General features: G+C 63.1%; 13 protein-coding genes. 7 read left to right on the top strand and 6 right to left on the bottom strand.

The window, feature by feature from the left end; genetic code table 11:
* The first annotated feature begins 311 nt into the window (after positions 1–311).
* Positions 312–1,340 (top strand): TRAP transporter substrate-binding protein, encoded by a 1,029-nt coding sequence (locus tag HNR60_RS14000; RefSeq protein WP_184258458.1) that lies wholly within the window; start codon positions 312–314, stop codon positions 1,338–1,340.
* Positions 1,337–3,211 (top strand): TRAP transporter large permease, encoded by a 1,875-nt coding sequence (locus HNR60_RS13995; protein WP_184258457.1) that lies wholly within the window; start codon positions 1,337–1,339, stop codon positions 3,209–3,211. The genes HNR60_RS14000 and HNR60_RS13995 overlap by 4 nt, the downstream gene beginning before the upstream one ends.
* Positions 3,212–3,501: 290 nt before the next feature.
* Here HNR60_RS13995 and HNR60_RS13985 read toward each other — a convergent pair whose 3' ends face one another.
* From HNR60_RS13985 to HNR60_RS13980, 3 genes are all read right to left on the bottom strand, one after another.
* Positions 3,502–3,999 carry a cyclase family protein gene (locus tag HNR60_RS13985; protein ID WP_283810645.1) on the bottom strand — a complete coding sequence of 166 codons (498 nt, stop codon included), beginning with the start codon at positions 3,997–3,999 and terminating at the stop codon, positions 3,502–3,504.
* Positions 4,000–4,287, bottom strand: coding sequence for a cyclase family protein (locus tag HNR60_RS24160; protein ID WP_246432943.1), 288 nt, complete (start codon positions 4,285–4,287; stop codon positions 4,000–4,002).
* Positions 4,288–4,804: 517 nt separating this feature from the next.
* Positions 4,805–5,065, bottom strand: a complete 261-nt coding sequence (locus HNR60_RS13980; RefSeq protein WP_430694934.1) for a LysR substrate-binding domain-containing protein — start codon at positions 5,063–5,065, stop codon at positions 4,805–4,807.
* A 25-nt stretch (positions 5,066–5,090) separates the two neighbouring features.
* Here HNR60_RS13980 and HNR60_RS13975 point away from each other — a divergent pair, with 25 nt between their 5' ends.
* Entirely contained in the window at positions 5,091–5,720 is a 630-nt protein-coding gene (locus tag HNR60_RS13975; protein WP_184258455.1) for a hypothetical protein, read from the top strand.
* Between the two features lie 91 nt (positions 5,721–5,811).
* Here the strand turns inward: HNR60_RS13975 and HNR60_RS13970 are convergent, their stop codons facing one another.
* Positions 5,812–6,288: an Lrp/AsnC family transcriptional regulator gene (locus tag HNR60_RS13970; RefSeq protein ID WP_184258573.1), complete on the bottom strand. Its 477-nt coding sequence runs from the start codon at positions 6,286–6,288 to the stop codon at positions 5,812–5,814.
* 194 nt (positions 6,289–6,482) lie between these two features.
* Between HNR60_RS13970 and HNR60_RS13965 the strand changes: the two genes are divergently transcribed.
* The 4 genes from HNR60_RS13965 to HNR60_RS13950 all read left to right on the top strand — a co-directional run bounded on the left by HNR60_RS13965 (position 6,483) and on the right by HNR60_RS13950 (position 12,798).
* On the top strand, positions 6,483–7,211 hold the full coding sequence (locus HNR60_RS13965; RefSeq protein ID WP_184258571.1) for a winged helix-turn-helix domain-containing protein: 729 nt from the start codon (positions 6,483–6,485) through the stop codon (positions 7,209–7,211).
* 6 nt (positions 7,212–7,217) lie between these two features.
* The gene (locus tag HNR60_RS13960; RefSeq protein WP_184258453.1) at positions 7,218–8,222 is read left to right on the top strand and encodes a cytochrome-c peroxidase; all 1,005 of its coding nucleotides are present in this window, start codon (positions 7,218–7,220) and stop codon (positions 8,220–8,222) included.
* On the top strand, positions 8,179–10,716 hold the full coding sequence (locus HNR60_RS13955) for a two-component system VirA-like sensor kinase (protein WP_184258451.1): 2,538 nt from the start codon (positions 8,179–8,181) through the stop codon (positions 10,714–10,716). Before HNR60_RS13960 ends, HNR60_RS13955 begins: the two co-directional genes overlap by 44 nt.
* Positions 10,717–11,157: 441 nt before the next feature.
* Positions 11,158–12,798 carry a GMC family oxidoreductase gene (locus tag HNR60_RS13950; protein ID WP_246432950.1) on the top strand — a complete coding sequence of 547 codons (1,641 nt, stop codon included), beginning with the start codon at positions 11,158–11,160 and terminating at the stop codon, positions 12,796–12,798.
* Positions 12,799–12,927: 129 nt separating this feature from the next.
* Here the strand turns inward: HNR60_RS13950 and HNR60_RS13945 are convergent, their stop codons facing one another.
* Positions 12,928–13,692: an alpha/beta fold hydrolase gene (locus HNR60_RS13945; protein WP_430694933.1), complete on the bottom strand. Its 765-nt coding sequence runs from the start codon at positions 13,690–13,692 to the stop codon at positions 12,928–12,930.
* A 201-nt stretch (positions 13,693–13,893) separates the two neighbouring features.
* Complete coding sequence (locus HNR60_RS13940) at positions 13,894–14,913, bottom strand: 1-aminocyclopropane-1-carboxylate deaminase (protein ID WP_184258449.1); 1,020 nt, start codon at positions 14,911–14,913, stop codon at positions 13,894–13,896.
* Positions 14,914–15,102: the final 189 nt, after the last annotated feature.

The raw sequence follows: 15,102 nt of genomic DNA, 5'->3' as shown, positions 1-15,102 counted from the left end.
GGCCGTCGATCGCAACCCGCGCATCAAATACCCAGACGTAGAGGCGGACAATCAGTCGGGCGCCGAGCGGCGCTGCGAAACCGCAGCATGCAGGCTGCATCCACGAGGTCCAGGGCCAGTGGTCTCGCTCGGGCCGTCGGCATAGGTCATCCGGCGCCCCTGTCGGTCGATTGAAACGGCGACGCGGCCGGTGCGACCAAAAGCCAAACCGATCCACGGAGGCCCTCCGCCAGCCGCCGCTACGAACCGCCGATCAATCGGCGCAAGCAGCCGAATCCTTCGAGCCAATGCAACATTCTGGGAGCACGACAATGGGCAAACTGATCAGCCGCCGCGTCTTCAACCGCTCAATCCTGGCCGCAACCGGCGGCGCCATCAGCGCTCCGGCGATATTTACGAGCCCGGCTCGGGCCGCGGAATTCACCATCCGGTTCGCGCACAACGCTCCGGTAGGCTTTCCAACACATATTCGGGCGCAGCAGGCGGCCGAACGGATCAAGCAAGCGACTGGCGGCCGCGTCAACCTGCTGATCTTTCCCAACAACCAGTTGGGCAGCGATCCGGAAATGCTCTCGCAGGTGCGCAGCGGTGCCATTCAGATGTACGCGCTGCCGGGACTGTTAGCGCAGAGCATCGTCCCGGATGCGGGAATCCACTGCCTGGCCTTCTCCTTCAAGAGTTACGACGATCTCTGGCCGGCGATCGACGGGCCCCTCGGGGCCTTCATCCGCGCATCGATGGACAAGATCGGGATCAAGACCTTCGCAACTCCGCTCGACAACGGATTTCGTCAGATCACCTCGCGCGACAAACCGATTTTTACGCCGGCCGACCTCGCCGGCTTCAAGATCCGGACGGCTCCGTCTCCGATTATCATCTCGATCTTCGAACATCTCGGCGCGGCGACAACGACGGTCAGCATCAAGGAGACTTATGCTGCGTTGCAGACCAAGCTGGTGGACGGCGAGGAAAACCCGCTCCCCACCATCGACGCCTTCAAGTTCTATGAAGTGCAGAAAAATTGCGCACTCACCAATCACGTCTGGGACGGATTCTGGTTCTGCGTCAACCCAGCTTATTGGGAGAAGCTGCCGCCGGATCTCCAGCACGTCGTCGAATCCAACATGAATGAAGCGGCCAAGCAACAACGCCAGGACCTTGCCCTGTTCAACGAGAGCGTTGCGAAAAAGCTCGCAGCGGCGGGCCTTAAAATGAACCAGCCCGATATCGGCGCGTTTCGCCAGAAGCTGCGCGAGTCCGGTTTCTACGACAAGTGGAGAAAGTCGTTCAGCGAGCAAGGCTGGACCGCGCTGGAGCAGGCCGTGGGCAAGCTCGGATGAATACCTCGCCGGTCATCACCACTGCGCCATCGCAGGTCGGGACCGCCGTGAGCTATAGCGGTCTGATCGCCAAATTTGATGCAATGCTCGGTCGCTCCGTCGAGGCGATCGCGGCCGTTCTTCTTGTCAGCGAAATCATCTTGCTGTTCAGCGGCGTCGTCGCGCGGTATGTGTTGGTGCGCCCGTTGCTGTGGTCGGATGAACTTGCGGTGATCCTGTTTTTGTGGATCGGCATGCTCGGAGCAGTGATCGCAGCGCGCGACGGTCAGCACATGCGCTTCACGCTTTTGGTCAATTCCGTCGGATTGCGCGCGCGATCGCGTCTGAACGCGTTTAGCGAGTTGCTTTCGATCGGCCTCCTGGTTGGCCTGTTCTTGCCGTCAATAGCGCATGTACGCGAGCACTGGGATATTCTTACGCCGACATTGCGCATCAGCGAGGGTGTACGGTTGACCGCATTGCCGGTAGGTCTCGCGCTCATCGCCATAACATTGACGATGCGTTTCGTGAAGAACGTGCGTCCGCCGGACTTTTTGTTTGCCGTTGTTACAGTGGCGGCGATCGCCGCGTTGATATGGCTAACGGGGCCTGCAATGGCTCAGATCGGAAATTGGGATCTTGCCGTGTTCTTCGGCGTCGGGGTCGCCGCTCTGATCGTCATCGGCGCGCCGATCGCGTTTGCGTTCGGAGCAGCGACATTTGCCTACCTTGCGGCAACCGGCGTCGTTCCGCTGAGCATCGAAGTTGCGCGCATCGACGGCGGCATCTCCGATCTGCTTCTGCTCGCCATCCCTCTGTTCATCGTGCTGGGCCTCCTGATCGAACTGACCGGGATGGCCCGGGCCCTGGTGGAACTCCTCGCGAGTTTGTTCGGGCATTTGCGCGGCGGCATGTCGTTCAGTCTGTTCGGAGCGATGTTCCTGGTCTCGGGCATATCCGGCTCGAAGGCCGCCGACATCGCCGCGATCGCGCCGGTGATGGTGCCGGAGATGCAAAAACGTGGATACAAATCCGGGGAGCTCGTCGCTCTTCTGAGTTCGTCCGCCGCCGCGTCCGAAACGATACCCCCGAGCCTCGTCCTGATTGCACTGGGATCGGTCGCCGGAATCTCGATCGCGAAACTGTTTGCCGCCGGCCTCGTACCGGCAGTGATAGCCGGAGTCTTCCTGGTGCTGCTCGCGTACCTGCGCGCGCGGCGAGGCGATACGCAGCTGCCGCCGCGCGTATCTTGGCGCTCGATGAGGAAAGCGTTCGTGAAGGCTCTTCCGGCACTCGTTCTTCCGTTCATGATCCGCGCCACGGTCGTCGGCGGCGTGGCGACGGCGACTGAGGTTGCTACGCTGGGCATCGCCTACGCCATTGTGGCCGGACTGATCTTCTACAGGGACGCCGAATGGCGCCGAATCTTCCGCCTGCTGGTCAGAAGCGCCAGCCTGAGCGGATCGATATTGCTCATTCTCGGCATGGCCACCGCGATGGCTTGGGCGTTGACGCAGTCCGGGTTCTCGCAGGACCTGATTGACGCGGTTTCCGCCATCCCAGGGGGGAAAGTCGGCTTCATTCTCGTCACCATCTTGATCTTTCTGATCCTTGGGAGCGTGATGGAAGGCATGCCCGCACTGGTGTTGCTCGCACCATTGATGATCCCCGCAGCCCAGACCATGGGAATCGACGAGATCCATTACTCCATGGTCATTATCCTCTCGATGGGGGTGGGGCTCTTTGCGCCACCATTTGGCGTCGGCTACTATATGACCTGTGCCATTAGCGGCCTTTCCGTCGACGACGGGATAAGTGCGATCTGGCCTTATCTGGCAGCCCTGCTGGTCGCAATCGTCGTGGTCGGTTTGCTGCCGGGTCTCCCAATGTGAACCGAGGCCATCCGGGCAAGCATCGTGATCAGCGGCTGACCGGCGGTGACTTCATCATTGTCTTGCACATAGTTGTCGGTGACGTAGCCGGAGACCCGGGGGGCCATCGAAACCTGATCGGCCCGCAGATAGGCGTTATCGACGGCGCTGCTCAAATTGCACAGGCCCGAACGCGGTTGAGCGGCGATAGTCGGCGGTCGGCCATAAAAATAGCGAGCCGCTGATCCTCGTATTCAACTACGCCGCTTTGGGAGCTGAATTCCTGTGCGCGATGGTCGTATCCGCGAAAACTAATCGTAAAGGAATCCGACCACCCGCGCGGGCGCAGCCGACGCGCCTTTCAGCCGCAATGGAAAGATCCCGACATCGAAGCCTTGGGCGGGCAGGGCGTCGAGACCTCGAAGCTGTTCGATGTGCCAATAGGGCTTGCGTCGGCCAACGAGGTGACCGGCCCAGAACAGATCGTTGCGACCCTCGCTCTTGCTGCGGCGGATCTGATGGTGGAACGGCAGGTCCCAGCCCCACTGATCGATGCCCATGACGCGGACGCCGTGGTCGATCAGCCATTCGGTCGCGGCGGCGCTGACGCCGGTGCCGAGCTTCCAGTAATCCGGCTGGCCCTGAAATCGATCGCGTCCGGTCCGGATCATGGCGATGGTGCCTGGCGAAAGCTGCACGCCAATCTTGCTGAGAGCATTGGTCAGATCAGCGACCCCGATCTCTTCTCCGTCCTGCTTGTGCGTCATATCGAAAACAATGCCGGGACCGAACATTAGATCGAGCGGCATCTACTCGATTGTCGGCAACGGACGACCCTCGCTGTCGGTCGGGCCATAGTGCCAGGGCGCATCAATATGTGTTGTCGCATGAACGCCGAGGCGGGTGATCGTATCATCGGCCCAACCGTCGAAGTCTCGAGGGAAAAGTCGGAAGGGCAGGCCCAACAGGCGGACCAGCCAGCGCGCCCGCCGATGTCGGTGATGCGTCACCTTCACGCGCATGAAGAACGGGTCGGCGGGGTTTTCGACGATCTCCTTGGAGAGATCGACGATCCGCGAGGGTTGGGTGCGATTCAAAGAAGCCTCGTGATGGTGAAGGTTGCGGACTGCCTGTTGTGATCGGCTGCTAATCGTGCCTCGCTCAACACTCGGGGCACGAAATCGCGTCGAAAATGCAGCGTCATCGGCTGCACTCATCTGCGAGAATGCATTCAGCCCTGCAACTGTTTCTGTCCGATGTCATGCCGGCGTCACTTCGATTGCAATCGTAACGCCCATTTCCGTTTCAGACGTCAAGCTGCAATCTCGCTCCGCAATTTCTTCATCATGGCAAGATGGAGGATGACGTTGATGAATCACTGCGAAAATCCAAAGCGCGAACGCGATCCCAGCTACCAACCTCGATCCGAGCGACGTCGCCGAGGCGACACGGCGAGCACGCAGCGATGCCGTCCCGCAGGCGAGAGCAATGTCGCAAACGCTGTGGCCGCGCTGTCTCGGCTTGATGAAGCAACACTGCTTGCCCTCGGCATTCCCAGCCGCTCTGATATCGAGTGGGCGGTGCGCTACTGCATCGATTGCTGACGTCGTCGGTTCAGTCGATCGGAATTGACTTGCGGGCCGCACGAGTCCGGCCGCGTCGCGGGCGGTCAGGCGTCGCTTTGCCGCCCCAAGCGCGGGCCAAGCCGATGAAGGCCTTCATCGCGGCCGAGGGATTGCGACGCCCCGGGTAGTAGAGACACAAGCCGGCGAAGCGCGGCGTCCAATCCTCGAGCACCCGAACGAGACGTCCGGTCTCGATGTCGGCGACGACGTCCTGTTCCATGAAGAAGCCGATCCCGATCCCCTCCAGCAAAGATCGCCTCGCTGGAGATCGTGCCATGAGCGTCGACCTCGAGCTGCGCGGGCGTCGAGCGCTGGTCGCGGACCACATGATGGTTTTCGTATCGGCTCGCGCCAGCGCCGGCGTTAACAGCGCCCCGTCGCAGGTTCTGCGCGTATTGCAAAATGTAGCACGATCGGCGAGCCGCGACATCGAACCGCAAGATCCAGATCCGAAAACCGCGCGTCGCCTGGAAGCTGGATTGCCCCATATGCCTCGTATCGCCAAGACCTTGTTGACTTTCGCTGCTGCGGCCAGCGGCTCGTGCGCTGCACGATCCGGTGCTGATGGATCTGTGCAGCCGGTGCGCTTTCGACGCGGTACCACCGGCCTTCAGTGTCCTGCGCTCGCAATGATTGCGGGGTCCGGCGGCCCGGCAAGCGGTGTTCCACGTGGCGTCGCGCCTCTCATCGGAGCCTTCAGGGAAGCTTGGTTACGCGCCCGCGCCTACGGCCCCGTCACGGCATTGCGGTTGCCCGCGGGTTACCCGGTCGGCGGCATCGCCGGCGATCAGTTGCGTGTCACCGCACTCAATATTGCCACCGACCACGCCGCGATGGTTGCCGTGCTGATCGTCGCAGGGGTGCTGGCCTGGTCACGCGCCCGGCACGGAAGATTTCATGCCTAGCATCGATCGCTACGACCGACTCCTGCAGCTGGTTTCATCTCTGCTGGCGGAGCTGCTGCGCTCGACCGCGCTCGCGCTGTCGGGCGTTCGGTCAGAATGGCAGGCGCGCGTTCTCCTTGACCGTCTTCATCACGAAAAAGGTTCGAGCCTGCCGGACGCCGGGCAGGGCGATCAGTTTCTGGCCGTGCAGCTTGTTGAAGTCCTCCATGTCCCGGACCCGGATTTTCAGCAGATAGTCGAAATCGCCGGCGACCAGATTGCAGTCGAGCACCTCCTTCATCCGCAGCACCGCCGCTTCGAACGCTGCGAAGCTCTCCGGGGTGGAGCGATCGAGCACCACGCCGACCATGACCAGGGTTCTCAGGCCGACCTTGCCGGGCGCCAGGTCCGCCCGAACGCCAGCGATGTAGCCCTGCTCGAACAGCCGTTGGGTGCGCCGGTGGCAGGTCGCCGGGCTGACGTTGACGCGCACGGCGAGTTCGGCGTTGGTGAGCCGACCGTCGCCTTGCAGCGCGCGCAGAATTTTCGTGTCGATCCGATCGAGCTGGGAGGTGGAAGCTTCTTCCATGATATCGCCCTCAAACGAATGGGAGTGCCCATCAGACGGCATAGAAAGCATGACGAATATCATATCAACCGGCAAAGTCGAGAGCACATTCCGGCTGAAATCAGCTATCCTGCGCAGCCATTGCAGCCGAACAACCGCAGTCGGATCGTTCCGATTTCCATGAGGCCGATTGCGCCGCCGTCTTGGAGCATGACATGAAGCATATTCTTGTTGTGGACGACGACAGCAGGCTCAGGAGCATGTTGGTGGACTATCTGACGCAGCACGCCTTTCGGGCAACGGCGGCGAAGGACAGTCATCAGCTCGGTCAGATTCTGGCCAATGACCCTGCAGATCTCATCATTGTCGACCTGAACCTCGGCCGGGAGGATGGTCTTGAGATCGTCCGGTCCCATTCCACCAAATCCGATGCGCCGATCATCATCATCAGCGGCGATCGGCTGGATGAAGCCGACAAGGTCGTCGGGCTCGAGCTTGGTGCGTCGGACTACATCACCAAGCCGTTCGGGCTGCGCGAATTCGTCGCACGGATCCGCGCGGCGCTTCGCGTCAAGTCGGCAGCCGACGTCAAGTCCGATCGCGGCCTCTATCGCTTCAACGACTGGACGCTGAATACCAAGCGGCGACAACTGATGTCGAGCGCGGCCGGCGAGGTCAAGCTGACCGCCGCCGAGTTCAACCTGCTGGTGGCCTTCCTCACGGCGCCGAAGCAGGTGATGTCGCGCGAGAAATTGCTGGCGGCGAGCCGGGTGCACAACGAAGAGGTGTTCGACCGAAGCATCGATGTTCTCATTCTGCGTCTGCGCCGCAAGCTGGAGCCCGACCCGTCGAACCCGAAGCTGATCGTGACCGAGCGCGGGGCCGGATACATCTTCGATGCCGAGGTTGCGGTCGAGCATCGGCCGCGCGCGAACAGCGGCTGAACGACGATGCCGGCCAAGACTCGATCGGTCGGTTTCCGATGCGCGCTGGCCGGCGCCATGGCGCTTTGCTGGATCCCGATCGACGGATCGGCGACCGAGTTGCGGGAAAGCCGGACGTTCGCACCGCTCGAAGCGGCGCCCGCACTCGACCCCGACAAGGTCGCCTTGGGCAGGACGCTGTTTGCGGATCCGATCCTGTCGAGGTCGCAGACGATTTCGTGCTCATCCTGCCACGATCTTGCGCGTGGCGGAACGGTCGGTCTGTCCAGGGCGATCGCCGACGACGGCAAGGAGCACGGCTTCAATGCCCCCACGGTGTTCAACGTCGCCGCGAACTACCTGCTCGGCTGGCGAGGCAAGCACAAATCGCTCGAGGTGCTGAACGAGAAGGTGCTGCTCGACCCTCGCCTGATGGCTGCCGACTGGAGCTTGCTGGCGGATCGCCTCGAACAAAGCCCGCCCTATGCGGCGTGGTTCCGGCGTGTTTTTGGACGTCCCCCCGACCGCGCCAGTGTGCTTGACGCGCTGGTGGCCTTCCAGCGCTCCCTGGTGACGGCGAACTCGCGCTTCGACCGGCACCTGCGCGGCGATGCGTCGGCGCTGACGCCGGATGAACTCAAAGGGCTGAAGCTGTTCATGAGCTATGGCTGCGCCTCCTGCCACCAGGGCGTCAACCTCGGCGGCAATATGCGGCAGCGGTTCGGGATCTTTGCCGATCCAAGCAGCTCATCGGCGGTGAACGAGGCGGCGTCGAGCACCGCGGGCGCGCAAGCCTCCGACGACGATCTGTTTCGCGTGCCGAGTCTGCGGAATGTCGCGGTCACCGGGCCGTATTTCCACGATGGCCGCGTCGACAGTCTTTCCGAAGCCGTGTCGATCATGGCGCGGCGTCAGCTTGGTCAGACGCTGTCTGGGTCCGACATCGAAGCGATCGTTGCCTTCTTGAACACGCTGACCGGGGAGTACGATGGTCGCAAGCTCGAAAGCCCGGCCGCATCGATCGATCCTTGAGCGGTGGCGGATTGGCCTGCTGGCGCTGGTCGCCCTGGCGCTCGGCGGCGTCGCCCTCGCATATGTCCCGTCGCGGGATGTGCATGACGGAATACTCACGACACTGCGGATGATCGATCTGCGCCATGCCTCGCTGCAACGCGACGTGCTGCAGGCGCGCGCCGGCCTGCTGAGAAATTACGATCCGCTGGTCAGCTCGATCGCCGGCCTCAACGCGTCGGCGGACAGCCTTCGAATGCTGCTCAGCGCCGGCCGTCGGGATGGCCTGTCAGGCTTTGACGACGAGCTCCTTGCGATCACCCGTTCGATCGCGTCCGACGAGCGTCTCGTCGATCAGTTCAAGACCAGCAATTCGCTGCTTCAGAATTCGCTGGAGATCTTCAATCAGCTTCTCAGCCAGCGCTATCAGGATCCGTATTTCGAGGGGCCGCCCCCGAACCAGCGGTCGGGCCATCTCGGCAATCTCATGATGCGGTTCGCAGCCAATCCCTCGGTCGATCTCGAGCTGCAGATCACAGCGGAGCTGGACCGCCTGAGGATCCAGGCGGGAACCGATCAGGATCATGTTCGCGGGCTCGCCGCGCACGCGATGATGATCCTCAAGACGCTGCCGCTGGTGGACCAGTCGACGCTGGCGATCCAGGGCTCCGGAACGCTGAACACCGCCGACCATCTCCGCAAGCGCTACCTCGATGCGTATGAGGGGATGACGGTGCAATCGACGCGACATCGCGTGGTGCTCGGCGCGGTCTCGCTCGCCATGTTCGGCTTCGTCGCGGCGCTTGTTCATCGCCGCCGGGAAGACGATCGGAAACTGGCTCTGAAGCTGCAGTTTGATCGCACGCTCGACGACATCAGACGACGTTTCGCCGACGAGTCCACGACGATCGACGCCGCTGTCGACGATGCGTTGAAGCGACTTGCGGGCTTCTTCGAAGGTCCGAAAGGGAGATTCACGATCTTCAACGCGGAGAATGGCAATATCGAACACGATTTCGGAGCGACACACGACGGGACGTCGGATGGCGCCGTTGCCGACGCCCGGGACAGGATACGCGTGGATGGCCTGACCGCGGTCGCCGCGCAGTCGTCGAAGAGCAGTGATGTTGTGATCGCCCAACGCGGAGACGCTGTCGCCGCAGCCGTGACCGTCCGCCTTGAGGTCCAGAGCGCAGCATTGCTGCAGCTAATTGTTAGCCGGCGCTTCGCTGATCGCGGCGCTGAAATGTCCAGCCTGCTGGAACAGTCCGCGGAGTGTCTCGTCGGCTGCGTCAGATTGGTTCAGGACCGCGAGGAGAAAGCTGCGCTGCACGCCAGGCTGGAGCACTCACAGCGGCTGGAGGCCGTCGGCACGCTGGCCGGGGGCATCGCCCACGAGTTCAATAATATTCTGCTCGCGATGATGGGGTACAGCGAGATGGCGCTCGACGCGAGCCCCGGTAAATCCAACGCGGCGCGATACATCCAGGAGACCATTCACAGCGGCCAGCGGGCCAAGCTGGTGATCGATCAGATTCTGGCGTTCAGCCGGAAAGGCGAGCGGAGCAGCAAGCCGTTCGACATCCGTGAAGCGGTGCGCGACGTGCTTCCGCTGTTGACCGTTTCGCTGCCCGACCACGTCGCCCTTGAGGTCGACCTGCCGCGGCGGCACCTGACGGTGACCGGCAATCCGATCGAAGTTCAGCAGATCATCATGAACATCTGCAGGAATGCGGCCCAAGCCTGTCGCGATGCGGGGTGGATCACAATCACCCTGTCAGCAGTCGAATTGGCAGCCGCAACGCGTCTTTCGCACGGCAGCGCTCCGCCTGGCAGCTATGCTGTCCTTCAGGTCTCCGATACCGGCGACGGCATCGATCCAAGCGCATTGCCGCATATTTTCGAGCCGTTCTTCACCACGCGATCCGAGGGAGGAGGCACCGGGCTGGGGTTGGCCGCGGTGCATGGCGCGATCGTTGGAATGGCAGGTCATGTCAATGTTCAGAGTTGCGTCGGCGCCGGAACGCGCTTCGACCTCTACTTTCCCATCACCCATAGCCCCTCGGTGTCGATCCGCGACTTCACGGCCGACCAGTCCGTCGCGAAGGGAGCCGGGCAGACGGTCGTGATAGCGGAGCCGGATGACGCGGCGCGGATGATGTATGAAGAGAAAACGGCGGCGCTGGGTTATGAGCCGATCGGCTTTTCGACACTGAACGATGTCGATGGCTGGATCGCAAAACGCGGTCACGCCGCTGATCTGGTGATTCTCGACATAGGGTTGTGGCCTGATCAGCCTAATCCAGCGAACATCAAGCGGCATTTCGGCCCGATCCCGGTCCTGCTGATCGGAGCCTCTCCGCCATCGACGCTCGTGGAGAATGGATCGGTCAAGCAGGTGCAATTCCTTCGCGAGCCGGTGACCACGACCCGCCTGGCGTGGGCGATTTCCACGGCGTTGGCCGGAGCAGAAACGATCGGTCCGGCGCGCCCGCTGTCGCTAGGCCTGGATTAGCCGAAGAGTATCGCTCCGCGCACAGCCGTGAGCCGAAGGCGACTGACCCGATAGCTGTAGCGAAAATCGCCAGGGATGAAATGCCGTCGTATGTCGGGCACGCGCCGTTCTGGCATCTCGCGGCCGAGTACAATCACTACCTCGCGCGCTTCATCGACGACGTCGAACGGATGCGGGTCTGACCTGCGTCGCATGCGCCGTCCCACGTTTCCGGCGGCGATGATGGGTCGCGCGCCAGTTCCAAGACCGATGCGTTGCGCTCCATCTTTCATTTGTAACGCTTGGCGCCGCCGCTGCAACACCCCCGACATCCGCATTCGAGATGGTCTGTCTTGCGGATGGCCCGAAAACGATGCCGGCGATCCGATCGCATCGGACCGTCAGACGCTGCCAATTCACTCAATCGAAGCCGCCAGACCGGCGTCAATCAAGGATAAAGAGATGACACAGGATACGCAGGACAGGGATCACGCCCGGGCTGTGGCGGAAAACCAGAGCCGGCTCGGTCGGCGGTTGGCGGACGGCTTCGATTTCATCGTGTGCGGCGCCGGCTCGGCGGGCTGCGTGGTCGCGGCGCGGCTGGCCGAGAAGCCCGAGGCGAGAGTGCTGCTGTTGGAAGCGGGCGGCGGCGAGATGTCGCCGCGGCTCGTCGAGCCTGCGATGTGGCCGCTAAATCTCGGCACCGAGCGCGACTGGGCGTTCGAGAGCCAGCCCAGTCCGACCCTGAATGGGCGTCGTCTTCCGCTCAACATGGGGAAGGGGCTCGGCGGCGGATCGAGTATCAACGTCATGGTCTGGGCGCGCGGTCATCGCTCGGACTGGGACTATTTCGCCGCGGAGGCGGGCGATGCGTGCTGGGGCTACGAGGCCGTGCTCGACACCTATCGCCGTATCGAGAACTGGCAAGGCCATCCCGATCCGCGCCGGCGCGGGTCGGGCGGTCCGGTGCATGTCGAACAGCCGGCGCAACCGAGGCCGGTCGCCAGCGCGATGGTCGAGGCCGCGAACATGATCGGCCTTCCGCGTTTCGACAGTCCGAACGGCGAGATGATGGAAGCCGCCGGCGGCGTGGCGATCGCGGACCTGCGGATCAAGAACGGCAAGCGGCAGTCCGTCCATCAGTCCTACACCTATCCGCGGATGCACCAGCCGAACCTGACGGTGCTGACCGACGCGACCGTCTGCCGCCTCGTCCTGGACGGCAACAAGGCGGTCGGGGTGCAAGCCTTGGTCGGCGATCGGTTGATGACGTTCGATGCGCGCTGCGAGGTGGTGCTGTCGCTGGGCGCCGTCAACACGCCGAAAGTGCTGATGCAATCCGGCATCGGCCCTGAGGATGAGCTACGCGCTCATGGCATCGACGTGGTGCAGCATCTGCCGGGCGTCGGCCAAAACCACCAGGACCACGTCGCGTTCGGCTGCACCTGGGAGTATCTGCGGCCGCAGGAGGTCGGCAGCGGTGGGTGCGAGGCGAAATTGTACTGGAAGAGCGATGCCCGGCTGGACGCGCCCGACATCCTGCAGTGCCAGCTCGGCTTCGCCGTTCCGTCGCCGGCCGAGGTGGGGATCGCGCCACCCGAGCATGGCTGGACGATGTTTGCCGGGCTGGCTCAACCGAAAAGCCGCGGGCGGCTTCGGCTCTCCGGTCCCGATGTCGGCGACGCCATGCTGATCGAGCCCAACGCGCTCAGCGCGCCCGAGGACATGGCGGCCGCGCGCGCGACCATCGCGCTCTGTCGCGAGATCGGCAATCATCCGGCGTTCGGCCGGCTGGTGCAGCGCGAGGTCGTGCCGCAGCAGGGCGACCGCGGAGCATTGGACCAGTTCATCAGGAACTCGGCGGTGACTTACTGGCATCAATGCGGCACGGCCAAGATGGGCCGCGACGCGATGGCTGTGGTCGACCGCAGGCTCCGGGTCTACGGAATTGAGAATCTCAGGATCGCGGATTCGTCCATCATGCCGCGGATCACTTCGGGCAACACGATGGCTCCCTGCGTCGTCATCGGCGAACGCGCCGCCGACATGATCTGCGCCGCGCATGACAACTCATTCGATGCCGTCGAGCCAATCAGCGTTTAGTGGCGGACGTCCAACAATTTGTTGCGGACGGCATTCGGGATTGCCGTCCGCTGGTTGCGTACGAAGCCGATCAGCCGACCCGCCGCCGGCGTCAAACAATCACTGCCCCGGGATGCCGGGGGCAGCTGCTCAATCCGCGGCTGCCTTGGAGGCTTTCTCGATCAGATCCGCGACGGCCTGCGGCTGCGACATGAAGACCGCATGGCTGCTCTTGACCTCGACCGTCGTGCTGGCGGCGCGCTTGGCCATGGTGCGCATCAAGTCCGGGTTGATCGCGCGATCGGCGGTCGCGATGAGCGCCCAGCTTTTCTTGGTCTTCCACGCCGGTTGCTTGATCCTGGTCTCGAAAGCCACCTTGGACGGCAGGACCTGGGAGTTCGCCATGAACCGGGCGTCCGCCGCGGGGAGGTCGGCGGCAAAGTCCGCGGCATAGACCTTCGGATCGAGGTAGAGGAACTCGTCGGACGTCGGCTTGATGCCCGTCGTCGCGGCAGGCGTCCGGCCGGCGAGCTCGAGCAGGTTCTCGCCGGCGTCCGGCTGGAAGGCGGCGACATAGACCAGGCTGGCGACGTTGTCGGCATTACCGGCCTCGGTGATGATCATCCCGCCATAGCTGTGGCCGACGAGCACCGACGGGCCATCCTGCAGATCGAGCATTCGCTTCGCGGCGCTCACGTCGGCTTCGAGCGTGGTCATCGGAGGCTGCACGATGGAGACGTTGAGGCCCTTGGCAATGAGCAAGTCGTGCACCTTGCGCCAACCCGACCCGTCGGCGAGCGCGCCATGAACGATGACGACGTTTTTGACCGGCTCGGCGGCGCGGGCTGGCACGGCGGCCGCAAGGGCGAACAGCATGGTGCTGGCGAGGGCCAGCGAGCGACGTGTGAGTCCCATGATACGTTTCCTTCTGTTTGCGTTGGGTCGAACTCGGGTTAGGTCGATGTGGCGGCGTCTGTCCGCAAGGGAGTGACGCTTCTCGTTGTTGCGATGCCGCGCCGACATGGCGCGGCATTCGAGCCAAAGCCATCCCCTGACCGGGCTGTCGCCAGACCGGCGGCAGCGTGTTGGGAAGGTGGATGGGAGGCGGTGGTCGGCTCAGCCGTCCTTGTAATAGTAGCTGTAGCCGTTGATCGCCGGGGCACCGCCGAGGTGCGCGTAGAGAACCCGGGAGCCCTCCGGAAAGAAGCCCTCGCGCGTCAGTGCTATCAAGCCCTGCATCGATTTTCCCTCGTAGACCGGATCGGTGATCATCGCTTCGGTCCGGGCGGCGAGCCGGATCGCCTCGTTGGTCGCGTCGGACGGAACGCCATAGGCGGGATAAGCGTAGTCCGGATTGATGACAATCTCGTCGTCGCGCACGGCGCGGCGCAATCCGACCAGGGCGGCGGTGTGGTCGACGATGCCGCGCACCTGCGCCCTGGTCCGCTCGATGGTGCCGGAGGCGTCGATGCCGATGACCCGATCTGCCCGGCCCTGGTCGGCAAAGCCGACGATCATGCCGGCCTGGGTCGAGCCGGTGACGACACAGCTGACGATGTAGTCGAAACTGAAGCCGAGCGCGTGTTCCTGTCCGGCGACTTCTTCCGCGAAGCCGACATATCCAAGGCCGCCATATTTGTGCATCGAGGCGCCAGCCGGGATCGGGTAGGGCTTTCCGCCGGCATTGGTGACCGACATGATCGCTTCTTCCCAGCTGCTGCGGATGCCAATGTCGAAGCCGGCGTCGACCAGCCGGCTATCCGCACCCATCAGACGGGTCATCAGGATGTTGCCGACGCGATCATAGACGGCGTCATGGTGCGGCACCCAATTCTCCTGGATCACCACGCATTTCATGCCGATCTTCGCCGCGGTCGCCGCGACCATGCGGGTATGGTTCGATTGGACGCCGCCGATCGAGACGAGTGTGTCGGCGCCCGAGGCGATCGCGTCCGGCACAATGTATTCAAGCTTCCTGAGCTTGTTGCCGCCCATGGCGAGACCCGAATTGCAGTCGTCGCGCTTGGCGTAGATCTCGACCTTTCCGCCGAGGGCCGCCGACAGCCGCGGCAGACGCTCGATCGGCGTCGGGCCGAAAGTCAGGGAGTAGCGTTCGAACTTCTGCAACAGCGACAACGGCCTTCCTCCGGCATCGTTCGATGGGCGGAGGATAGGATATTAGCTCCGAAATGTGCTCTCTAATGCGTGCTATTTGATATCGAAGCGTCTCGTCTGCGGGCGATCGCTTCGTCGCCGCATCCCAGCGTCTCGTCGAAATTGGAAGAATCTTTCACGGGTTTACTGGACAGGCCCTACGGCGGCATC

This window comes from Rhodopseudomonas rhenobacensis, assembly GCF_014203125.1.
GTDB lineage: Bacteria > Pseudomonadota > Alphaproteobacteria > Rhizobiales > Xanthobacteraceae > Rhodopseudomonas_A > Rhodopseudomonas_A rhenobacensis.
The sequence above is the reverse complement of the archived record's forward strand: the minus strand, read 5'-3'. Positions and strand labels throughout refer to the sequence as shown.